At 53.1% G+C, this 20,675-nt stretch carries 17 protein-coding genes, 1 tRNA gene and 1 pseudogene; 1 reads left to right on the top strand and 18 read right to left on the bottom strand.

Going from position 1 to position 20,675, the window contains the following annotated elements; translation table 11 throughout:
• Nucleotides 1-9: 9 nt before the first annotated feature.
• The 18 genes and pseudogenes from WH277_RS15475 to WH277_RS15390 form a co-directional block, all read right to left on the bottom strand.
• Nucleotides 10-1,614 (bottom strand): ABC transporter substrate-binding protein, encoded by a 1,605-nt coding sequence (locus tag WH277_RS15475; RefSeq protein ID WP_159337291.1) that lies wholly within the window; start codon nucleotides 1,612-1,614, stop codon nucleotides 10-12.
• 57 nt (nucleotides 1,615-1,671) lie between these two features.
• Nucleotides 1,672-2,949, bottom strand: a complete 1,278-nt coding sequence (locus WH277_RS15470) for an NAD(P)/FAD-dependent oxidoreductase (protein WP_159337292.1) — start codon at nucleotides 2,947-2,949, stop codon at nucleotides 1,672-1,674.
• Nucleotides 2,950-2,967: 18 nt separating this feature from the next.
• Nucleotides 2,968-3,635, bottom strand: a pseudogene (locus WH277_RS15465) (haloacid dehalogenase type II).
• 43 nt (nucleotides 3,636-3,678) lie between these two features.
• The gene (locus tag WH277_RS15460; RefSeq protein WP_339484783.1) at nucleotides 3,679-5,148 is read right to left on the bottom strand and encodes an aldehyde dehydrogenase family protein; all 1,470 of its coding nucleotides are present in this window, start codon (nucleotides 5,146-5,148) and stop codon (nucleotides 3,679-3,681) included.
• 493 nt (nucleotides 5,149-5,641) lie between these two features.
• Nucleotides 5,642-7,099 carry an NAD-dependent succinate-semialdehyde dehydrogenase gene (locus WH277_RS15455; RefSeq protein WP_339505899.1) on the bottom strand — a complete coding sequence of 486 codons (1,458 nt, stop codon included), beginning with the start codon at nucleotides 7,097-7,099 and terminating at the stop codon, nucleotides 5,642-5,644.
• A 799-nt stretch (nucleotides 7,100-7,898) separates the two neighbouring features.
• Entirely contained in the window at nucleotides 7,899-8,393 is a 495-nt protein-coding gene (locus tag WH277_RS15450) for a DUF943 family protein (RefSeq protein ID WP_339505898.1), read from the bottom strand.
• 114 nt (nucleotides 8,394-8,507) lie between these two features.
• On the bottom strand, nucleotides 8,508-9,002 hold the full coding sequence (locus tag WH277_RS15445; RefSeq protein ID WP_133843250.1) for a DUF943 family protein: 495 nt from the start codon (nucleotides 9,000-9,002) through the stop codon (nucleotides 8,508-8,510).
• Complete coding sequence (locus WH277_RS15440) at nucleotides 8,995-9,780, bottom strand: DUF3289 family protein (RefSeq protein WP_339505897.1); 786 nt, start codon at nucleotides 9,778-9,780, stop codon at nucleotides 8,995-8,997. Before WH277_RS15440 ends, WH277_RS15445 begins: the two co-directional genes overlap by 8 nt.
• 731 nt (nucleotides 9,781-10,511) lie before the next feature.
• On the bottom strand, nucleotides 10,512-10,970 hold the full coding sequence (locus WH277_RS15435; protein ID WP_339505896.1) for a DUF943 family protein: 459 nt from the start codon (nucleotides 10,968-10,970) through the stop codon (nucleotides 10,512-10,514).
• A gap of 70 nt (nucleotides 10,971-11,040) precedes the next feature.
• Nucleotides 11,041-11,535, bottom strand: coding sequence for a DUF943 family protein (locus WH277_RS15430; RefSeq protein WP_339505895.1), 495 nt, complete (start codon nucleotides 11,533-11,535; stop codon nucleotides 11,041-11,043).
• Entirely contained in the window at nucleotides 11,528-12,394 is an 867-nt protein-coding gene (locus WH277_RS15425) for a YPO3983 family protein (RefSeq protein ID WP_339505894.1), read from the bottom strand. Before WH277_RS15425 ends, WH277_RS15430 begins: the two co-directional genes overlap by 8 nt.
• 124 nt (nucleotides 12,395-12,518) lie before the next feature.
• On the bottom strand, nucleotides 12,519-13,595 hold the full coding sequence (locus tag WH277_RS15420) for an MFS transporter (protein ID WP_339505893.1): 1,077 nt from the start codon (nucleotides 13,593-13,595) through the stop codon (nucleotides 12,519-12,521).
• 12 nt (nucleotides 13,596-13,607) lie between these two features.
• A complete protein-coding gene (locus tag WH277_RS15415; RefSeq protein ID WP_339505892.1) occupies nucleotides 13,608-13,745 on the bottom strand; it encodes a hypothetical protein in 138 nt (45 codons plus the stop codon).
• Nucleotides 13,746-13,850: 105 nt separating this feature from the next.
• Nucleotides 13,851-14,807, bottom strand: a complete 957-nt coding sequence (gene cbl, locus WH277_RS15410) for an HTH-type transcriptional regulator Cbl (protein WP_133843238.1) — start codon at nucleotides 14,805-14,807, stop codon at nucleotides 13,851-13,853.
• A gap of 158 nt (nucleotides 14,808-14,965) precedes the next feature.
• Nucleotides 14,966-15,883, bottom strand: a complete 918-nt coding sequence (gene nac, locus WH277_RS15405; protein WP_133843236.1) for a nitrogen assimilation transcriptional regulator NAC — start codon at nucleotides 15,881-15,883, stop codon at nucleotides 14,966-14,968.
• Nucleotides 15,884-16,197: 314 nt separating this feature from the next.
• Nucleotides 16,198-17,229, bottom strand: coding sequence for an ABC transporter permease (locus WH277_RS15400; RefSeq protein WP_133843234.1), 1,032 nt, complete (start codon nucleotides 17,227-17,229; stop codon nucleotides 16,198-16,200).
• 19 nt (nucleotides 17,230-17,248) lie between these two features.
• Nucleotides 17,249-18,733 carry a sugar ABC transporter ATP-binding protein gene (locus tag WH277_RS15395; protein WP_133843232.1) on the bottom strand — a complete coding sequence of 495 codons (1,485 nt, stop codon included), beginning with the start codon at nucleotides 18,731-18,733 and terminating at the stop codon, nucleotides 17,249-17,251.
• Nucleotides 18,734-18,766: 33 nt separating this feature from the next.
• Nucleotides 18,767-19,690 carry a sugar ABC transporter substrate-binding protein gene (locus WH277_RS15390; RefSeq protein WP_159336954.1) on the bottom strand — a complete coding sequence of 308 codons (924 nt, stop codon included), beginning with the start codon at nucleotides 19,688-19,690 and terminating at the stop codon, nucleotides 18,767-18,769.
• 511 nt (nucleotides 19,691-20,201) lie between these two features.
• Between WH277_RS15390 and WH277_RS15385 the strand changes: the two genes are divergently transcribed.
• Nucleotides 20,202-20,277 (top strand) — tRNA-Asn (locus WH277_RS15385).
• Nucleotides 20,278-20,675: the final 398 nt, after the last annotated feature.

The following is a 20,675-nucleotide window of genomic DNA, read 5'->3' as shown; positions in this document are numbered from 1 at the left end:
ATGAAAGATTTACGACGTCAGCCAGGCATACTCGTGGAAGCGATAGCCCATCATCATGCCTGACGGCATCGCTTCAACCCCTTTCACTTTGTTGCTACAGCCGTCCATCGAACTGATGAAGGCCGGGATCAGCGTGCCGCAGTTGTCGTACACCAGTTTCTGCATGTCGCCATACATCTGCTTGCGTTTGCCCTGGTCGCTTTCGCCACGGGCGGCGGTAACCAACTGGTCGAACTGTGCATTTTTCCAGCCAGACTCGTTCCACGGGGCGGAGGAGAAGTAGAACTGGGAGAACAGCATATCCAGCGTGGGGCGCGGGTTGACCGAGCCGTAACCGATAGGATCTTTCATCCAGTGGGCTGACCAGTAACCGTCATACGGCACACGGCGTACGGCCACATTCAGTCCGGCTGAACGCGCGATCTGCTGTAACAGCTGGCCGCCTTCCACTGCCCCTTCGATATTCGGGGTAGTGATGATCTCGATTTTCGCACCGACCATATTGGCCTTTTTGAGGTGGAATTTGGCTTTGTCGAGATCCAGCGGACGCTGCGGCAGATCCTTGTTGAACATCGGATGCCAGGGCGGAACCGGGGTGTCGTTACCCACATCGCCAAAGCCCTGCAGCACGGTTTTCACAATCATTTCACGCGGTTGCAGATACTTCATTGCCAGCACGAAGTCAGGATTGCTGCCCGGGGTACGGTCAGTACGGATAATCAGGTCACTGTACATACCGGACTTACTTTCCAGAATGTTGAACTTACCGTTCTGACGCAGGCGTTTCACATCATTTGCGCCCAGCGTAGAGACGATATGCAGGTCGCCCGACATCAGTGCGTTGACACGTGCTGCCGGATCGGTCACTCCCATCAGCTCCACTTCGTCGAGGTGAGGCAGGCCCGGTTTGTAGTAGTTTTTGTTTTTTGTGCCGACGGTACGTACACCCGGCTGGAACGAGGTGAGAACAAACGGCCCGGTCCCCATTCCTTTGCTGAAGTCTTTGGTGCCGTCCTGCACAATCAGGAAGGAGCTGGTCGCCAGAATCGACGGCAGGTCGAAGTTTGGCTGCTCAAGCGTGATCTGCACTTCAGACGGGCTGACGGCCTTAATCTCTTTCATCTGGCTGGCGAGGGTGATCACCGTTGATGCCACCGCCGGATCTTTATGGCGGCTGAGGGAGTAAACCACGTCGGTGGCAGTCAGCGTTTTACCGTCATGGAAGGTGACACCCGTACGCAGCTTCACGTTCCAGTTCAGGCCATCACTGCTGGTAATGGATTCCGCCAGCGCAGGCTGCGCTTTCAGTTCTTTATCCAGTTCGGTCAGACCGCTATAAAACATAAACTGACGGCAGTAGTCGCCGCTGTTGCTGCCTTTCGCCGGGTCAAGCGTATCGCTGGCGGAGGCGTTGGCGACAGCCGCACGCAGTTTGCCGCCCTTCACCGGGGCTTCAGCGGCAAAGCTGAATTCCGGAAAACCAATCAGACCGGTGCTCATCACCGCGCCTGCTGACAGCAGCTTCATCATGCCGCGTCGGGAAATTGCGACATCCGTAATCGCCTGGGTCAAATTCGGGTTAACACGGCTAAATTCTTTGCGAAATTTACTCATTTGCACACCCTCAAAATCGTTGTTAGTAACGTTTACCCTGAACGGATATGTTCTTATTTAGGACATTTTGTCTTTAACTTTGTAATACAGTCCTGCTACCGGCAGGAACCAGGGCTTCCCGAAGTAACCGGGTACCGCTGGCCAGCTGTTGCGCTGCCACGGATTTTCGTTGCTTTTCTCTGCTATCAGATCGGCCATCACGCGGCCCATCCACACTGACATCTGAGTGCCATGCCCGCTGTAGCCCAGCGAGTAAAACACCCCGTCCTGTTCGCCCGCATGCGGCAGACGGTCGGCGGTCATATCCACCAGTCCACCCCAGCAGTAATCAATCGCCACATTGCCCAGCGCCGGGAACATCTTCTGCATTCCGGCTTTCAGCACGTCGCCACTTTTTGCATCCGATGTCGGGCTGCTGATGGCAAAGCGGGCGCGTCCACCAAACACCAGACGACGGTCGGCGGTGGTACGCATGTAATTGCCCAGGTTAAGCGAGGTGACGTAGGTGCGGTCACCCGGCAGTAAACGGTTAAGCAGGCTTTCCTCCAGAGGCTCGGTGACCACGACAAAGCTGCCCACGGGGATAATGCGCCGCTGGAACCAGTCAAACGGGCCCATGTTCGAACAACCGGTCGCCATCAGCACTTTGTCCGCGATAATATCGCCCTTAGCGGTGCTCACACGGTGGCGGTACCCGCTCAGACGCGTCAGGCCGGTGACCGCACTGTGCGGGTAAATCGCGGCTCCGGCACGGGCGGCAGCTTCCGCCAGGCCGACGCCAAACTTGCCCATATGCATCTGGCCGCCGTGGCGCTGTAACAGCGCACCATGGAACTGCGGCGAATCGATTTCGCGCTTCACCTCATCGGCACTCAGGATTTCCACATCCGGGTCAACGTGGCGTTTCATCATTTCGCACGCCGCGACCAGTGACGGCAGATGCGACGCTTTGCTTGCCAGCTTCAGCTTGCCGCAGCGGCGGAAATCACAATCGATCTGCTCACTCGCCACCACGCTTTGTACATAGTCCACCGCATCGGCAAAAGCGCGGTAATAGCGGGTGGCCTGCTCCACGCCCTGGCTCTCCACCAGGGCTGAGAAGTTCTGCGCGACGCCGGTATTACAGTGGCCGCCGTTACGGCCGGAGGCCTGGCTCATTACTTCGCCGGCTTCCAGTACCACCACTTTCACGCCACTGCGGGCGAGGTTGAGTGCTGCTGAGATGCCGGTAAAGCCGCCGCCAATCACCACCACATCGGCAGTGGCTGGCAGGTCGCCCGTTGCCGCACCGGTGAAAGCGGGTGCCGTTGCCTGCCAGAATGATTCCAGTTTCATGCCCTGCTCCTCTGAGGCTTACAGCCCGACGACGCCCGGAAGACCACCAATATCTGTGATTTCGCTGTACTCATAGGCCGGGTTGCCCGGGCCGTGACCGCGATTAACAAACACTTTGTTTTTGATGCCGAGGTCGTAGGCGGTCATCAGGTCGTAACGCAGGCTGCTGGAAACGTGCAGGATCTCTTCCGGGCCACAGTTCAGCTTGTTGAGCATGACTCAAAGCCTTTCATCTGCGGCTTATAGGCACCGACTTCTTCGGCGGTGATGGTCATATGGATCGGTGCGCCCAGGCGCGGAATATGGTTCTTGATCAGCGCATCGGTGGAGTTAGTCAGCAGCACCAGCGGGAACTCTTTCGCCACAATGGCCAGGCCGGCAGGCACATCAGGATGCGGGCCCCAGGTAGCACAGGCGGTCATCACGTCAGCGCAGTCCTGATCCGTACACTCCACGCCCCACTTGTTACAGGTGCGGTACAGCGCATTGGCCACCACCAGCGGATAGAGCTTGAACGCCCCCAGTACTTCATCCATGCGATAGTTCGAGAAGTCGGTGGTAAACGCCACCATCTGAGCCGGGCTGACGCGATCGGCGAAGATGGCGGCGGCGGCACCGGCCATATCGAAGTTGATCAGCGTGCCGTAGCAATCGAAGGTGATGTATTTCGGTTTGAACACAGCCATTACGCTACCTCTACAGAGTTCGGTTTAGGGATGAAAACAGGTTTCAGAAATCGATCAGCACGCTTTTATAGCGCTGGCAGGCCTCAAAAGCCTGACGGCCCAGATCCTTGCCGATGCCGGAGCCATGGAAGCCCCCGGTAGGAATAATGAAGTCGCCGGAGCGGCCGTAACGGTTGATCCATACGGTCCCGGCAGCAATACCGCGCATCGCGCGCAGGGCGCGGTCGATATTTTTGGTATGCACCCCGGCGCACAGGCCGTAGGTCGGATGGGAGGCAAGTGCCAGGCCTTCGGCTTCGTCGTCGAAGATCTGCACCGTCAGTACCGGGCCAAAGATCTCTTCCTGTACCGCCGGGTTATCGTTACCGCTGACGGCCAGCAGCGTGGGCTGCCAGAAGTAGCCTTCACCGGTATCCGCAAAGCGCTCGCCGCCGACCAGCACTTCAGCCCCCTGCTGACGAGCGCTGCTCACCACAGAGGCCACTTTTTCCGCCTGACGGCGGTCAATCATCGGCGCATAGCGGCTGGTGTCGTTCCAGGTCACACCAGCGCGGAAGCCCTGGCACAGCTCAATCAGTTTGCTAATCAGCGCATCGTGGATGCCGCGCTGGACAATCAGACGGGTGCCCGCCACGCAGGCCTGCCCACCGTTGGCGGTGAAGCCGCGCAGGATACGTCCGGCCACTTCATCAATATCCCCACAGTCGTCAAACACCAGCTGCGGGCTTTTGCCACCCAGTTCCAGCGTGACCGGTTTCATACCGTTAAACGCGGCATCGCTCATAATGCGTGCCCCGGTAGCGGTTGACCCGGTGAAGGAGACTTTACGCACCAGCGGATGGGCCACCAGCGAGCTGCCCGTCACCGCCCCGCCGCCCTGGATGATGTTCAGCACGCCCGCAGGCAGACCCGCCTGGATGGCCAGTTCGGCCATACGTACGGTTGAAAACGGGGTCAGTTCTGAAGGCTTCAGCACCACGGCATTTCCTGCTGCCAGCGCCGGGCCACATTTCCAGGAGGCCATCGACAGCGGGAAATTCCAGGGGGTAATCGCACCGATCACGCCGTAAGGTTCCGGCACCAGCATGCCCAGGCTGGCATCACGGGTCGGCAGCACATCGCCGCTGTATTTGTCGGCGCACTCGGCATAAAAGCGGATCGCTTCAGCAGTAAAGGGAATTTCGTGGTTCACCACGTCATGAATCGGGCGGGTGGAGCCGAGAGACTCTAACTGTGCCAGCAACGGGTCAGCAGCAATCAGATCGGCCCAGCGCTTCAGTACCGCGCCGCGCTGGCGTGGCGGGCAGGATGCCCAGCCACTGTCGCGCACCGCACGATCAGCGTTGCTCACGGCGTCATCGACCAGCGCGGCATCGGCCTCAAACAGTTCTGCGGCACGTAAACCATCAGAAGGACGGTTAACGGTTAATGCCTCACCTTTACCGGTCAGATGCTGACCATTAATGAAGTGTCCTGCCGGTAACGCTATTTTGTCGGGATCGAAACTGAGCATGAATAGACCCTTAATGGAGACCAGAACTTTTTGGTCTTAGTTATTTCATTTGTATTAAGCAATGCAGAAAGTATGCCACTCACGCAAAAAAATAATAATGCGTAAAAGCGGGTGCAAAAAAATTTTCTGCCGTAATGAAGGGTGTTTTTTTCCAGATAAACCGAGTAATTAAATAGATGATTTTCATCACAAAAAAGATGCACCACTGCGGTGAATTCGGTACTAAACTTGCACCAAATAAGAGCGGTGAATGTGTCAGTTTTCCGTTAAGTGCAGGTATTACAGATAAAAAAAGGCCCGCACCTTTATGGGTAGCGGGCCTTTTTAAAGATGAATCCTTATCCTTACCTTAAATAATTCGAGTCCCCTCAGGGGGCCTACTTTTGGTACAGGAAGGCGGCAAGTGAATGAATCCCCAGGCGCTTAGATAACTAAGTGACTGGGGTGAATGAATGCAGCCAACGCATCTGCGGCTTGAAGTATGACGGGTAAGTTACAGGCTGCCGAAATGGAAGGCTTTAGATTCCAAATATTCTTCGATGCCGTAGCGTGAACCTTCGCGGCCAACACCCGATAATTTAATCCCACCAAACGGCGCCACTTCCAGCGAAACCGATCCGGTATTAAATCCAACCATGCCAAACTCCAGCGCCTCTCCTACGCGCCAGGCACGGCGAATATCTTCGGTGAAGAAATAAGCCCCCAGACCGAAGGGGGTGTCATTCGCCATCGCAATCGCTTCCTCTTCAGTATCGAAGATAAACAGCGGTGCGACCGGGCCAAAGGTCTCTTCATGGGCAATACGCATGGCGCTGGTGACGTCACCCAGTACCGTTGGCATCACAAACGTGCCGTTCCCGTTGCTGATGCCACCCGCCAGCAGTTCTGCACCGTGGCTGAGGGCATCTTCAATATGGCTGTTCACCTTAGTCACCGCAGCCTGGTTGATCAGCGGCCCGATGGTGCTGCCTTCTGTGAATCCGTCGGCGACTTTCAGTTTCGCCACCTCGGTCAGCAGACGCTCGGCAAAGCGCGGGTAGATATTGCGCTGCACCAGGATACGGTTGGCGCAGACGCAGGTCTGCCCGGCATTGCGGAATTTACTCATCATTACGCCGCTGATGGCGATATCCAGATCCGCATCATCAAAGACGATCAGCGGGGCATTGCCCCCCAGCTCCAGGCTCAGACGTTTAATGCTGTCGGCGCTCTGCTGCATCAGCAGCTGACCAATACGGGTTGAGCCGGTGAAGGAGATCTTACGTACCGTGCGGCTGCCTGTCAGGGTTTCACCGATGGCTTTCGGCAGCCCGGTGACAATCTGCAATACGCCTGCGGGAATACCTGCTCGCTGGGCCAGTTCCACCAGGGCAAGCGCCGAGAGCGGCGTCAGCTCTGAGGGTTTAACAATGATCGGGCAGCCTGCGGCCAGCGCCGGGGCCACTTTGCGGGTGATCATCGCAATCGGGAAATTCCACGGCGTAATCGCCGCCGCCACGCCAACAGGCTGCTTCAGCACGAGGATACGGCGGTCGTCGCTCGGTGCCGGGATGGTATCGCCGTAGATGCGGCGGGCTTCTTCAGCAAACCATTTAACGAACCCTGCACCGTACAGCACTTCCCCTTTGGCTTCGGCCAGCGGTTTACCCTGCTCGGCGGTCATGATAATCGCCAGGTCGTCGGCGTTGTCGAGGATCAGCTGATGCCACTTTTCCAGCAGCAGTGCACGCTGCGCATTCGGTGTTTTCGCCCAGCTTTTGCGGGCCGCATCGGCAAAGGCAATCGCCTGTTCGGTTTCCTCAGCACCCAGTGACGGAATGGTACAGAGCACATCGCCAGTGGAGGGATTGATCACCGGCAGGGTTTCACCATTAAATGCGTCCTGCCACTGTCCGTTGAAATAAGCCTGCTGGCGCAGCAGAGTGGCATCCTGTAAACGTTGTGCGAGCATAGCGTCTCCTTAATAAGTTCATTTCACTTTAGCGGAGGAGGCGCAGGCAATGCTGCGTTATCGTTTGGGCCGATGCGTGGTGGCGCGTGTTTTGCTGCGGGAAACGAAATTTTATGCCGTTGAGGTATTGGGGGCTGATTTTATGATCTTCCGTAACTGCTGATGCGCTCGGTTTTAAAACCTCAACGGCGTCCAGGTCTGATCCAGGAGGCGATCACTGAAGGATCCCCACAAAAATGAATGGCTGGCAGTCTGGCTTCAGGTCCGGGGCCCGTTTTAGCACCCCGGATCGGCAACGACCGCATCCCTGCGGGCCTCGGCACGCGACGTCCTGTCGCGTGACGTCCGGCTTACCTCAAACTGGCCCCATCCCCGCAGAACGTCTGCTCGCTGTCGGTTTTAAAACCACCACCACGTGACAATCTATGCGGATTGATTCGAATCAGAATTTTTAGGTTTTGACCTGGATTTTGACGTTGAGGCGGCATTCAGCAGCGCTGAGGAAGCGCAGAGAACCAGGACGAACCGCCAGGACGGCGGTGAGAGGGAGAGCCGGCACAGGGATGTGCCGTCACGACCGGTGCGTCGGTGAACGACGCTTGCGAAGGCATCCACGCAGTGGACGCAGCGCCTGCCGCAAAGCCCGGGTCCCCAGGGTGGGAGCGACTGCCCACCCTGGGTCGCTCAGCCCGCGCAGCGGGAAAGCGAAACGCCCTTGACGTTGACCTGGTCGTTAAGCCCCTTCCAGGACGACCGAAAAAGAGAGTCCGCCACTACGGATTAATCTCAGCATTATCGATTAATCAGCAACACGCTTAATTTCAGCATTCTCGCCACGCTGAATATATTCACTATCATCCGTCGTGTAACTGGTATCGGTTTGGTTGTAGTGTGATATCCATAACAGCCATTTTTTTTCGGCACAATTGGCGCCAGGCTTCAGACTGTCAAAACAAATAAGGTCGTTATCGCTGGCCCTGTGCTGCAGAAACTGAAAACCATCGCCTGCCTCACCAATCAATACCGACCAGTAGTATTTACCGTCAATAAATGGCACGTTATACTTTTCTATCAACAACGCTTTATTATCCAACCACCATGCAATCCGACCTTTATCCGTCATGGGGAAATGCTCCACAAAAAGGTAAATACGACTTCCTTCCCGTACGAAACTGACAATTTTCACTGGCCTGAGAAACAGGAACAACAGGAGAAAGAAAATGATAAGCAACGAGAACACTAAAACCGATTTTATTACTCGCTGATTTTTCCCCATTTTCTCTACTATGCCCATATCTGTTTCCTTCTGACAGGATGCACGAAAATGGCCCAACGACGAAAATCGTCATATCAGGCCAGTTATAATATCAACCGAATAGCTGCTTTCTGCTATCCAGACAAGACCGCTTTATTTCTTAACACGTCTAATTTCAGCATTAACGCCACACTGGATATATCTTTCGTCATCCGTATGGTAGCTGGTATCGGTTTCGTTATAGTGTGATATCCATAACAGCCATTTTTTCTCGATACAATTAGCAGCAGGTTTCAGGCTGTCAAAACAAATAAGGTCGTTGTCGCTGGCCCTGTTGCTCAGAAACTGAAACCCATCACCGGCTTCACCAATTAACACCTGCCACGGATATTTACCGCCGATAAAGGGCATGTTGTACTTTTCCTTTAACACGTCTTTATTCTCTTCCCACCATGCAATTCTCGCTTTAGCGGTGCTTGGGAAGTTAGCCACAAAAAAATAACCCTCATTCCATTCGCGGACAGTACTGACAATTTTCACTGGCCTGAGAAAAAAATACAGTATGATAACAGTGGTGACCAAAATGATAGTAACCGGCACTATATACTCAAAACGTTGCTGGCTGGTGTTTTTTTTTGACTTATTCATAGCGATTACCTGTTATTGTTATGGTGGCATTCATCTCTGTAATAAAGGGTTTAAATGAAAATTTATTATAATGTTGAAGTACAAACCAGAGACGGAAAATTGCAGAGTAATGATTCCCCTTAATGACCAGAGATTTTAGTGTAATATGGGTGGCCCATACATCATGTACACTGATAGTAAGCGAATTTATTCTATCTACCCACCTGTTAAATTTTGGCAAAATCATTTTTGCCATATTTCTCGTAAACTGGTGTTTATTTTCACTATCGTACTGCCCTAACTCCCAGTTAATAAATTTAGTCAATGTATTTTTAATAATCAGAAGCGAGCTATTTTCTGATGAGTCGTTCACTATCTGTTCCTTATACGCAGAATCCAGCAAGTGACTACTAAATAACTTGCCATTCCCTATTTGCATATGGGTGATTAATTTTTTAATCAGATCGCGATAAGGACCCGTAAATGAAAAGATCGTTGATAAGTCGCGAAACTCATCAAATAAAATATCCGTTCGTTCTTTCACAGACAGCGGCCGTGGTGCCCAATGATTAAGATCATAACGCGATGCCGTCATCTTCTCGCCTGAGTAGGGATCGACAAGGGCGGAAACGAGCCTTAGATTGAAATCGCTTTTCAGACGAGATTCTGACACGTCGCCATAGCGCATATCCTCCGCACTGTATTCATCCATGCGGTTCATCGTTTCAAACAGACGGCAGGGAAGAGAGATGGCAGGCTGCTTAAACAGCGAGTTGGGATCAAACGATTGTTCTGACACAGAGCAACTCCTTTTGCTTTACCCCTTCATCATGTAGGGGAATAGAGAAGCGCCTAATATAGCCTGGTTTTTCCGTAAATTTTCATGCTGCACAATAAATCAGATTTTACACCAGTCGGAATTCTTACTGCCGTTGAGAGTGACGCAGGCCGTGCCCGTACAAGACAAGCTGGGCGATCACCACCATTCCGCCCGTCCCCGGCCTGCCGGGGTGGCGGGTCGATCATTTTTTCGATCGGCCCGTAATGATGATGTGTACCATGGGTCAGGTCCGCGTTGCTGGCCGACCAAAACGGAAGATCGACCACTGAGGGAGCCCCTGCAATATTAATAGCTGGCAGTCTGGCTTCAGGTCCGGGGCCAGTTTTAGCACGCCGGATCGGCAAAAGACGCATCCCTGCGGGCTCGGCCGCCGGGGGGGGTCACGTCCGGCTTACCTCAAACTGGCCCCATCCCCGCAAGAGAGTGCTCGCTGTTAGATTTAAAGCCGCCACGACATGACGTCACGACCATTCCGTCGGTGAACGAAGCAGACGAATGTATCCACGCAGTGGACGCAGCGCCTGCCGCAAAGCCCGGGTCCCCAGGGTGGGGGCGACTGCCCACCCTGGGTCGCTCAGCCCGCGCAGCGGGAAAGCGAAACGCCCTTGACGTTGACCTGGCCGTTAAGCCCCTTACAGGACGACCGAAAAAGAGAGTCCGCCACTACGGATTAATCTCAGCATTATCGATTAATCAGCAACACGCTTAATTTCAGCATTCTCGCCACGCTGAATATATTCACTATCATCCGTAGTGTATCTGGTGTCGACTTGATTAAAGTGCGATATCCATAGCAGCCATTTTTTTTCGACACAATTGGTGCCAGGCTTCAGACTGTCAAAACAACGTAAATCGTTGTCGCTGGCCCTGTGCTGCAGAAACTGAAACCCATCACCTACTTCGCTAACTAACACGGTCCACGGGTATTTACTGCCAATAAAGGACAAGTTATATTTTTCTTTCAATAACGTTTTATTATCCAGCCACCATGCAATTCTCCCTTTATCCATCATGGGGAAATGCTCCACAAAAAGGTAAATACGACTTCCTTCCCGTACAAAACTGACAATATTGACCGGGCGTTGAAACCAGGAAAACACATATACACCCGCGATTAAAACCAGCAATAGATAATATTTTTTCATCATCCCAGACCATAGATAACAGTAACCGACCGATCGACATATACTTGCTATCGATCGGTTAACAGCGATAAATTTAATCAGCAACACGCTTAATTTTAGCGTTATCGCCACGCTGAATATATTTGCTATCACCCGTAAGGAAGCTGGTATCGGTTTGGTTATAGTGTGATATCCATAATAGCCACTTTTTTTCGGCACAATTGGCGCCAGGCTTCAGACTGTCAAAACAAAGATAATCATCGGCTTTGTCTGTTTTCGGCCGAAATTGAAAACCCTCGCCTGCCTCACCAATTAACACCATCCACCGCTTATCACTGCCAATAAACGGCATGTTATATTTTTTCTTTAATACTTCTTTATTCTCTTCCCACCATGCAATTCTCGCTTTAGCCGTCATGGGAAAGTTATCCACAAAAAAATAACCCTCATTCCATTCGCGGACAGTACTGACAATTTTTACTGGCCTGAGGAAAAAATACAGTATGATAAGAGCGGCAACCAAAATGACAGTAGCCGGCACTATTTTTTCAAAACGTTGCCGACTCGTCGTTATTTTTGAATTAATCATAGCGATTACCTGTAATAGTGATGGTAGCGTTCATCTCTGTAATAAAGGGCTTAAATGAATACTTATCATAATGTTGCAGTAAAAACCAGATACGAAAAATTCTAAACTGCCTGTAAACCGGATTTAAAACATCTTTGGAATCCAGTCCAAAATGGTCCTGAGACCGATAATGTATTGTAGCAGAGTAGTTATCACCTTCGATCACAAGAGACTTTAACGTAATACTGGTTGCCCACACATCATGAACACTGATAGTGAGTGAGTTGATTCTATCCACCCACTTATTGAATTTTGGTAAAACCATCTTAGCCATCTTTGTGGAAAACCAGGATTTATTTTTACTATCATAACGCCCAACCTCCCAGTTGATATAATTCGACAAAGTGTCCTTAATAATCAAAAGTGAGCTCTCTCTTGATGAGTCGCTTACTATCTGCTCCTTATACGCACTATCTAACAAGTGGCTACTAAATACCTTGCCATTACCTGTCTGCATATGAGTAATTAACTTCTCGATCAGGCCGCGATAAGGACCAATAAATGAAAACACCCTCGATAACTCGCGAAACTCATCAAATAAAATATCCGATCGTTCTTTCACTGAAAGCGGTTGTGATGCCCACTGATTAAAGAGAGTGAAACGCGATGCGGTAATCCTCTCACCCGTGTAAGGATTTACCCTTGCGGAAACGTCCCTTAGCTTGAAATCGGTTTTCAGACGAGATTCTGACACGTCGCCATAGCGCATATCATCGGCACTGTATTCATCCATGCGGTTTGCGGATGTAAACAGACGACAGGGAAGAGAAATGGCAGGCTGCTTAAACAGCGAGTTGGGATCAAACGATTGTTCTGACACAGAGCAACTCCTTTTGCTTTACCCCTTCATCATGTAGGGGAATAGAGAAGCGCCTAATATAGCCTGGTTTTTCCCTGGATTTTCATGCTGCGCAATAAATCAGATTTTACACCAGTCGGCATTCTTACTGCCGTTGAGAGTGGCGCAGGGCGTGCCCGTACAAGACAAGCTGGGCGATCACCACCATTCCACCCGCCAGCCCGAACGTCAGTCGCATCCCGTGGGATGATGCCAGATCGGGCGCAAAATCACCGTACCGTGTGGCTGCGGCATACACTGCCGCCATCAGCGCCGCACCGGCAATAAACCCCAGGTTCCGGCCCAGATTCATCAACCCGGAAACCAGACCGCGCCGCGCCGGGTCGGCCCCTTTCAGTAAGGCCGTATTATTCGCCGCCTGAAACAGCGCATAACCCGCCGTCAGCAGCATCAGGCCCGCCACATAACCCGCAATACCGGCGCCGGGCGGCAACAAAGCCAGTAACAGGCAGCCCCCCGCCACCGCGACTAAACCGATTAACGTTGTGGACTGCGCCCCAAGACGATCCACCAGACGCCCGGCAGGTACACCGCTGAAGGCGGCCACCAGTGGCCCCACCGCCATCACCAGCCCGGTCTGGCGCGGGGAAAGCTGCAATCCATGGCTCAGATAGAAGGGCCCGACAACAAAGGTCGTCATCATCACCATGGCAACCGCCATACTCAGCAGCAGGCCGCGTACCAGCGCCGCCTGACGCAGCAGTGAAAACAGCGATCCACGGGGCATAGCGTCATCCGGCGCGCCAGAAGACGGCAGGAAATGCTGCACCATTCCCCATGCGATCATCCCAAGCGGCAGGTTGATCACAAACAGCGCCTGCCAGCCGAAACCCGTAATCAGCAGGCCACCCAGCGCAGGCCCCAGCGCCGTGCCGATGGCAGAGACGGTCCCCAGCAGCCCCATTGCCCGCCCGGTGCGTTCAGCGGGCAACACCTGGATCGCCAGCGCCAGCGTATTCGCCATCATCATCGCGCCGCCCAGACCTTGCAGAATGCGGGCAGCAATCAGCCAGCCGATATGCGTTGCCAACCCACAGCCCAGCGATGCCACACTGAACAGCAGCACGCCGTAGCCCAGCAGCCGCTGGCGACCAAAACGATCGCCCAGCCACCCCATCGCCAGCACGGAAGCCGTCACCGCCAGCAGATACGCCAGCACCACCCACTGTATTTGTTAAAAAGAGGCATCAAACGCCGCCGCCAGCGTGGGCAGACCGACGTTCGCAATACTGCTGCCCATCGAGGAGATCAACATACTGAAGGCCAGCGCATAAAGCGGGCCGGAGGAAGAACGGGGAAGAGATGAGGTCATGGCTTAAGCTCCCGGATAGAATGTACCCGGAGCTTAGGCCGTCAGCCGATAAGGCGGAAGACGCAGGGGTGTCAGTATATAGCTGCACCCAACGCCATGTCAGAATCAGATCTGGAAGTCGATCACCGGTTCTTCTTCGTTCAGCGACAATGCCTGGCGTTTGATCTCTTCCAGCGACAGGTTCGCATTACAGAGCTCCAGGAACTGCCAGACAAAATTACGCTGCAACTGCCCGCGTTTCAGCCCCAGCCAGACGGTATTAGACTCGAACAAATGGCGCGCTTCGAGCCGGGTCAACGGCGAATGCTCATCCAGCTGGCAGGCCTGATCGGCCAGTACACCCACACCGAGGCCCAGCTCAACGTAGGTTTTTACCACGTCCGAGTCCTGCGCACTCAGTACGATATCGGGCTTCAGACTGGCGGCGTGGAACGCACGGTCGACTTTCGAACGCCCGGTGATCCCCTGGCGATAGGTGATCAGCGGATAACGGCTCAGCGCCGCCAGCGTCAGCGGTTGCTGCTGCTCCAGCTCGTGCCCTTTCGGCACCAGCAGCGCATGGTGCCAGCTGAACCACGGGAAGGCAGCCAGCGCCGGGTTGTTAACGACCTGCTCACTGGCGATGCCGATATCGGCCTCCCCCGCCACCAGCATGGAGACAATCTCCTGCGGTGATCCCTGATTGAGTTCCAGACGCACATTGGGATAGAGCGAACGGAACGCTTTAATCACTTTCGGCAGGCTGTAGCGCGCCTGAGTATGGGTTGTGGCTATCGTCAGCACGCCGCTGGATTCGTTGGTGAACACATCAGCCAGGCGACGCACTTTACCCGCTTCATCAAGAATACGTTCTGCAATGGTCAGCAGCGCTTTGCCCGGTTCGGTCATCCCCAGCAGGCGTTTACCCCGGCGGATAAAAATCTCGACCCCAAGTTCATCTTCCAAATCCCGTATATGGCGGCTGACCCCAGACTGGGAGGTAAACAGCGCATTCGCCACTTCGGTAAGATTAAACTCGCAGCGTGCTGCTTCCTTAATGATTTTAAGTTGCTGAAAATTCACGCGCGCTCCTCCCTCTGTTATCTGTTGGTTTCCTTCATGTTAAGGACGCACATTGATAGCAACAAATAATAAAAAGAGGTTTTATATGCTTTTTAGCGATAAGGGAGGCGAAGCGGCAGGAAGTGAGGCGCGCGATGGCGCGCCCGGCACAAAGGCATTTAACTGACCAGCATCAGTTCGCGATCTTCTGTCACTGGATTATTCAGCAGCGACAACAGAATGTTTTTGACCGCCTGCGCGGACGGTGACATTGGCAGCGTGGCAGAGACGTTTAAGGACAGCGGCAGGTTCAGCGCAGGGCTGGTGATGCGCGCCATCCAGGCATTGGTTGAACTCACCAACGCCCGCGCGGCAGACTCTGGCAGCACGGTCGCGCCCATGCCGCTGGAGACGGCGGCGGTCAGCGTAGCGATAGATTCAATTTCACCGATGATGCGTGCGCTGAGGCGACGCAGAGAGAATGCTTCGTCCACACGTTTACGTACGGCGCTGTAATCACGCGGCAGGAACAGATTCATCTCTGCCACATCGGTCAGGTCGATAGTCTGCCCAGGACAGGCGCTGGCACCCACCAGATACAGTTCTTCTTTCATCAGTGGAATGCTGGTGATGCCCGCGGCCGGTGAACGGTCATACAACACCGCCATATCCAGTTGCCCACTCATCACTTTTTCGTTTAATGACGCGCCGCTGTTCTCATGCAGATACACCAGCACATCCGGAAATTGTTCGCGCACGGTTTGCAGCAAAGGCATGGTCAGCGAAGAGGCGGCGGTCCCCGGTGCCAGGCCGATGGAAACCTGCCCTGCCAGTGCCTGCCCGGCGTTGATCACCGCCGTCTGCGCCTGTTCACACTGACGCAGGATAGTGCGGGCGTGGGCATAGAGGATCTTACCCGCGTCGGTCGGCGTGACACCGCGTTTGGTGCGGATCAGCAACTGCTGGTCAAGTTCGTTTTCCAGTGTTGCCACCTGCTGGCTGAGAGCTGGCTGTGCAATATGCAGGACTTCTGCCGCCTGAGTCAGGCTGCCGATGTCGACGATTTTTACGAAATACTTCAGTCGTCTTAAGTTCATTTTGCCTCCGTCACGGTTCCCCGAGTGCCAGTAATGCTGGCGTCTGTAATAAGTTTTCATTCTGACCCGAGGGTAATTGCAAGGGGCGTGCCAGAATTTTCCTAATAGTGACAAGGCGTCCGGGATATGGGCTAACAGGCGGTAAAATAAGAGAATCTGATTACAGGTACTGGGATGATGCGTAGGTGGGATGTCTGGCAGGTCAGGTCCCTTTGCGGGGTTGCACGCGGATGGTGCAGGAAATGCGTTGAGGATGTGCAGGAGGTTAATGGAAAAGGCGGACCTGAATTCTGGCCCGCCCGGTCCCACCCGAATTAACGCTTACTACGGTTGCGGTACATATCAATCGATACCGCGGCGACAATAATCATCCCTTTGATGATGTCCTGGATGTAGGCATCAACACCCACGAAGGTGAAGCCGCTCTTGATCAGGCCGAGGATCACCGCACCAATCAGCGTGCCGGTAATACGCCCTACCCCACCCATCAGGCTGGAACCGCCGATAACCGCCGCGGCAATGGCATCCAGCTCGTAGCTCAGGCCCATGCTTGACTGGCCGCTACTCACACGCGCCGCCAGCACCACACCCGCCAGGCCAGACAGACCGCCTGCGATGGTGTAAACGATGATCAGGTATTTATTAACGTTGATGCCGGAAACCTTCGCCGACACCATGTTGCCGCCGATGGCGTAAACATACTTACCGTAGCGGGTATGTTTCAGCGCGATATGGAAGATCACCGCCACCACCAGGAAGATAATCACCGGCATTGCACCCTGACCAATCGACGTAAAGCCATCGGACAGGAAGCTGATGGGGTTACCCTGAGTGTAATACTGTGCCAGACCACGCGCCGATACCATCATCCCCAGCGTGGCGATAAACGGCGGAATACCGGTCTTCGTGATCAGCACGCCGTTGACGATACCGCACAGCAAACCGACCCCGATCCCGGCGCTAATCGGCAGCGCGGCAGGCATATCCACCAGCGAAGGGAACATCGGTGACAGGCTTTCAGAGGTTTGCGCCAGACTGGCGGCAACCACCGCCGTCAATGCAATCACCGAACCGGACGACAGGTCAATCCCCGTGGTAATAATGACCTGAGTCACCCCGACCGCAATAATACCGATAATCGCGACCTGAAGAACAATCAGCACCAGGCGGTTCGGGTTCATCAGGAATGACTGATCGCGAACATACCAGCCGAAGGCCTCAAATATCAGCGCGATGCCGACCATCACCACAAAAATACCGGTATCTTTCGGCAGTTTGCCTTTCAGATTACTAAAGAACGACGGTGTCTCAGCTGACTGTTGCGTTGTCATTTTCACATCACTCATGTTTGTTTACCTCACGCCCTTACTCGGACGCCAACGACAATATGGTTTCCTGGTCGGCTTCTTCTTTATTGAGGATGCCGGTAATACGTCCTCCGTGCATCACCATCACGCGGTCACTCATGCCAATAATTTCCGGCAGTTCAGAGGACACCATGATGATGGCAACGCCACGGCTCGCCAGTTCGCTGATCAAACGGTAGATTTCCGCTTTTGCGCCGACGTCGATACCACGGGTAGGTTCGTCAAGAATCAGGATCTTCGGTTGTGCCAGCAGCCAGCGGGCAATTAATACCTTTTGCTGATTACCGCCACTGAGGTTGTTTATGATCTGGTCCATGGTTGGCGTCTTGATATTCAGACGTTTGATCTGTTCCAGACAGTCTTTCGCCATGTTGGCATGATTGACGAAGCCGCCTTTGGCGCTGTAGTCAGTCATTTTGACGATACTCATGTTTTCCATCACCGACAGCACCAGGAACAGGCCTGACTTTTTACGGTCTTCGGTCAGGAACGCCAGTCCTTTATCAATCGCACTGGCCGGTGAATCAATTTTGGTCGGCACACCATCAATCAGGATCTCTCCACTGTCTATTGATGTCATACCAAACAGACTTTCCATCACTTCACTGCGTCCGGCACCCACCAGACCCGCCACCCCAAGGATCTCCCCGCGACGTACGCTAAAGCTCACATCGTGGAACACATCCTTACGCGTCAGGCTGCGTACCGTCAGAACATCTTCGCCAATATTGCTGTCTGTTTTTGGGAACAACTGGGTCAGTTCACGCCCCACCATCTGGGTGATCAGCGACTGTCGCGTATAGCTCGACGTCTCATTGCTCGCCACCCAGGTGCCGTCACGGAATACGCTGACTTCATCGGTAATCGCAAAGATCTCATCCATTTTATGGCTGATATAGATGATGGCTTTGCCCTGCTCACGCAGGTCGCGAATGATGGTGAACAGATGCGCCACTTCGGTTTCCGTCAGGGCTGAGGTCGGTTCATCCATAATCACGATGTCTGAGTTCCAGGAAACCGCTTTGGCGATCTCCACCATCTGCTGGGAGGCGATACTAAGATCGCCCACCATCTGATCGGGACGCAGACGAATATTCAGCTTAACCAGCAGATCTTTGGTTAAACGGTTGAGCTTACCGTGGTCAACGAAGCCGAATTTCATCGGCTCGCGACCCAGCCAGATATTTTCGGCGACCGTCATATGCGGTACCAGATTAAGCTCCTGGTGAATCATGGAAATTCCCGAACGCAGTGCATCCAGCGTGTCGGTAAACTGCACAGGTTGCCCTTTAATACGAATCTGCCCCTCATCGGGACGATAAATCCCGATGAGGCACTTCATTAAAGTGGATTTACCTGCGCCATTCTCACCCATCAGAGCATGCACCGTTCCCGGCTTGATACGGAATGAGACGTTGCTTAACGCCTTCACACCCGGGAAGAATTTGCTGATGCCTTCGGCTTCAAGCGCATATGCGGTCATTTAACTACCTCCGTACTACGAGTTCAGCGAAAGTTATTTCAGATTCTTGCTGGTGAAGCTTTCATAGTTATCTTTGGTGATCAGCTGGAACGGGATATCCACGATTTTCTGAACCTGCTCACCTTTCACCAGTTTCACTGCGGTCTGAACTGCGCCAGAACCCTGCCCTTTGGCATCCTGGAATACGGTGGCAACCATTTTGCCGTTCTTGATCATCTGCAATGCATCCGGGGTACCATCCACGCCAGCCACCAGGATTTTCTGCTCGTTTTTACCTAATGCCTGAAGGGCACCGATAGCCATTTCATCGTTGTTAGAGGCGATGGCCTGGATATCATCACCGGCGGTCAGCCAGTTACTGGTGACGTCAACGGCATCGTTACGGGTAAATTTCGCGGTTTGTTCCTGAACCACTTTCAGGCCAGGGTATTTCGCCACAACCGCTTTCACACCTTTGGTGCGCTCACGCGTTGCTTCGTTTGCCAGGTCACCCAGCAGGATGGCGACGTTACCTTTGTAATCCATACGTTTTGCCAGTGCTTCCATCTGCAAGCGACCCGCCAGCTCGGAGTCAGAACCCACGAACGCCATTTTGCCTGTCAGCGTGGTAGCCGGTTTACGGTTGACAAACACCAGCGGGATGCCGGCTTTGGTGGTCAGATCAACGATAGGTTTAACGGCGTTGGTATCCACCGGGTTAACGATAATGGCGTCAACGCCCTGACCGATAAAGTTTTGAACCTGTTGCAGCTGCTGTGCGACGTCACCTTTGGCGTCTTCGATCTGGCCTTTCACGCCTTCCGTTTTCATTTCATTAGTGATTGAGTTACGGACAATCGTTAAAAAGTTGTCATCAAACAATGCCATAGAGACGCCAACTTGCAGGTCTTTGGCAAAGCTGGTAACAGGTAACATACAGACTAACAGTGACGCTAAAATTGTTTTTTTCACGTTCATGTCCAGGCCCTTATTATCGTTAGCTTGCGAAGGTTACGGATTCTGCGAATGAAAAATTTCTTTTACATTCACACACCCTCACCGACGGCTTTATTAAAGTGTAGGGGGTGACTATCTCGGGTAAAACTATCTTTCTTATTACTGCGTATCGGGACCTACTTTTACTCTTTACAACAACACGTTATGTACAACCCACTGTTTCTTTTTCTTTCATCCCCGTCTACGTTACCGCAGAGCAGTTTTTTTGTTTCATAATAACTCTAATTGAAACTTTCACTATGAAAGCATCGAAACGCATGTTTTAAAATCAGCAAATAACAAAAATTTGACACACCTCTAACATCGGCCAGCTAATCGCAACAAAGTGAGATCTGGCGCAGAGATTGAAGATTGTCCAATCAAGATAAAAAACCCTCACACTGCTGCTTTTGCCAGCAAACGCACCGACAGAGTGGAATAGGCCTTTGACATTTCCCGGACACGCCGTTAACATGCGCCCCGTTCACACGATTCCTCTGTAGTTCAGTCGGTAGAACGGCGGACTGTTAATCCGTATGTCACTGGTTCGAGTCCAGTCAGAGGAGCCAAATTAGAAAAGCCCGCTCAGGGAAACCTGAGCGGGCTTTTTGCTTTGCGTGATTATAAATCGCTAACAGGCTCAGATTTTATCCATCAAATAGCGATGTGCTTTGGATGCGTGCCATTTACTCTTGCGGGACGGATTGTGTTGGGAAACGATTAACCGAAAGTTGATTCGGAACGGAAGACACGCAGGAGAAAACATCTGACCGGCATAACCGGGCGTAGCGCACCTTGGTTCGCGGCGGTGAAATGGGTTAAGGCTGGCGTTAAGAACCTGAATCCAACGGTGTCAGTTCAGACCTGATATAGCAGTGTTCTGAGGTAGAACACACTCAAATCAGACTTTCTGCTTTGAGCGAGGAGCGGACGTTATGCCTGATATAATGTCCCTTTAGTTTGAAGA

It is taken from the genome of Erwinia sp. MYb416 (assembly GCF_037479575.1).
In the GTDB taxonomy this organism is placed as follows: Bacteria; Pseudomonadota; Gammaproteobacteria; order Enterobacterales; family Enterobacteriaceae; genus Erwinia; species Erwinia rhapontici.
This window is presented reverse-complemented; position numbering and strand designations above follow the sequence as displayed.

Bases quoted from the DNA above. Each gene is read 5' to 3' on its own strand.
- WH277_RS15475 (WP_159337291.1), bottom strand. From the start codon at position 1,614: ATGAGTAAATTTCGCAAAGAATTTAGCCGTGTTAACCCGAATTTGACC.
- WH277_RS15470 (WP_159337292.1), bottom strand. From the start codon at position 2,949: ATGAAACTGGAATCATTCTGGCAGGCAACGGCACCCGCTTTCACCGGT.
- WH277_RS15460 (WP_339484783.1), bottom strand. From the start codon at position 5,148: ATGCTCAGTTTCGATCCCGACAAAATAGCGTTACCGGCAGGACACTTC.
- WH277_RS15455 (WP_339505899.1), bottom strand. From the start codon at position 7,099: ATGCTCGCACAACGTTTACAGGATGCCACTCTGCTGCGCCAGCAGGCT.
- WH277_RS15450 (WP_339505898.1), bottom strand. From the start codon at position 8,393: ATGGGCATAGTAGAGAAAATGGGGAAAAATCAGCGAGTAATAAAATCG.
- WH277_RS15445 (WP_133843250.1), bottom strand. From the start codon at position 9,002: ATGAATAAGTCAAAAAAAAACACCAGCCAGCAACGTTTTGAGTATATA.
- WH277_RS15435 (WP_339505896.1), bottom strand. From the start codon at position 10,970: ATGATGAAAAAATATTATCTATTGCTGGTTTTAATCGCGGGTGTATAT.
- WH277_RS15430 (WP_339505895.1), bottom strand. From the start codon at position 11,535: ATGATTAATTCAAAAATAACGACGAGTCGGCAACGTTTTGAAAAAATA.
- WH277_RS15415 (WP_339505892.1), bottom strand. From the start codon at position 13,745: ATGACCTCATCTCTTCCCCGTTCTTCCTCCGGCCCGCTTTATGCGCTG.
- nac (WP_133843236.1), bottom strand. From the start codon at position 15,883: ATGAACTTAAGACGACTGAAGTATTTCGTAAAAATCGTCGACATCGGC.
- WH277_RS15400 (WP_133843234.1), bottom strand. From the start codon at position 17,229: ATGAGTGATGTGAAAATGACAACGCAACAGTCAGCTGAGACACCGTCG.
- WH277_RS15395 (WP_133843232.1), bottom strand. From the start codon at position 18,733: ATGACCGCATATGCGCTTGAAGCCGAAGGCATCAGCAAATTCTTCCCG.
- WH277_RS15390 (WP_159336954.1), bottom strand. From the start codon at position 19,690: ATGAACGTGAAAAAAACAATTTTAGCGTCACTGTTAGTCTGTATGTTA.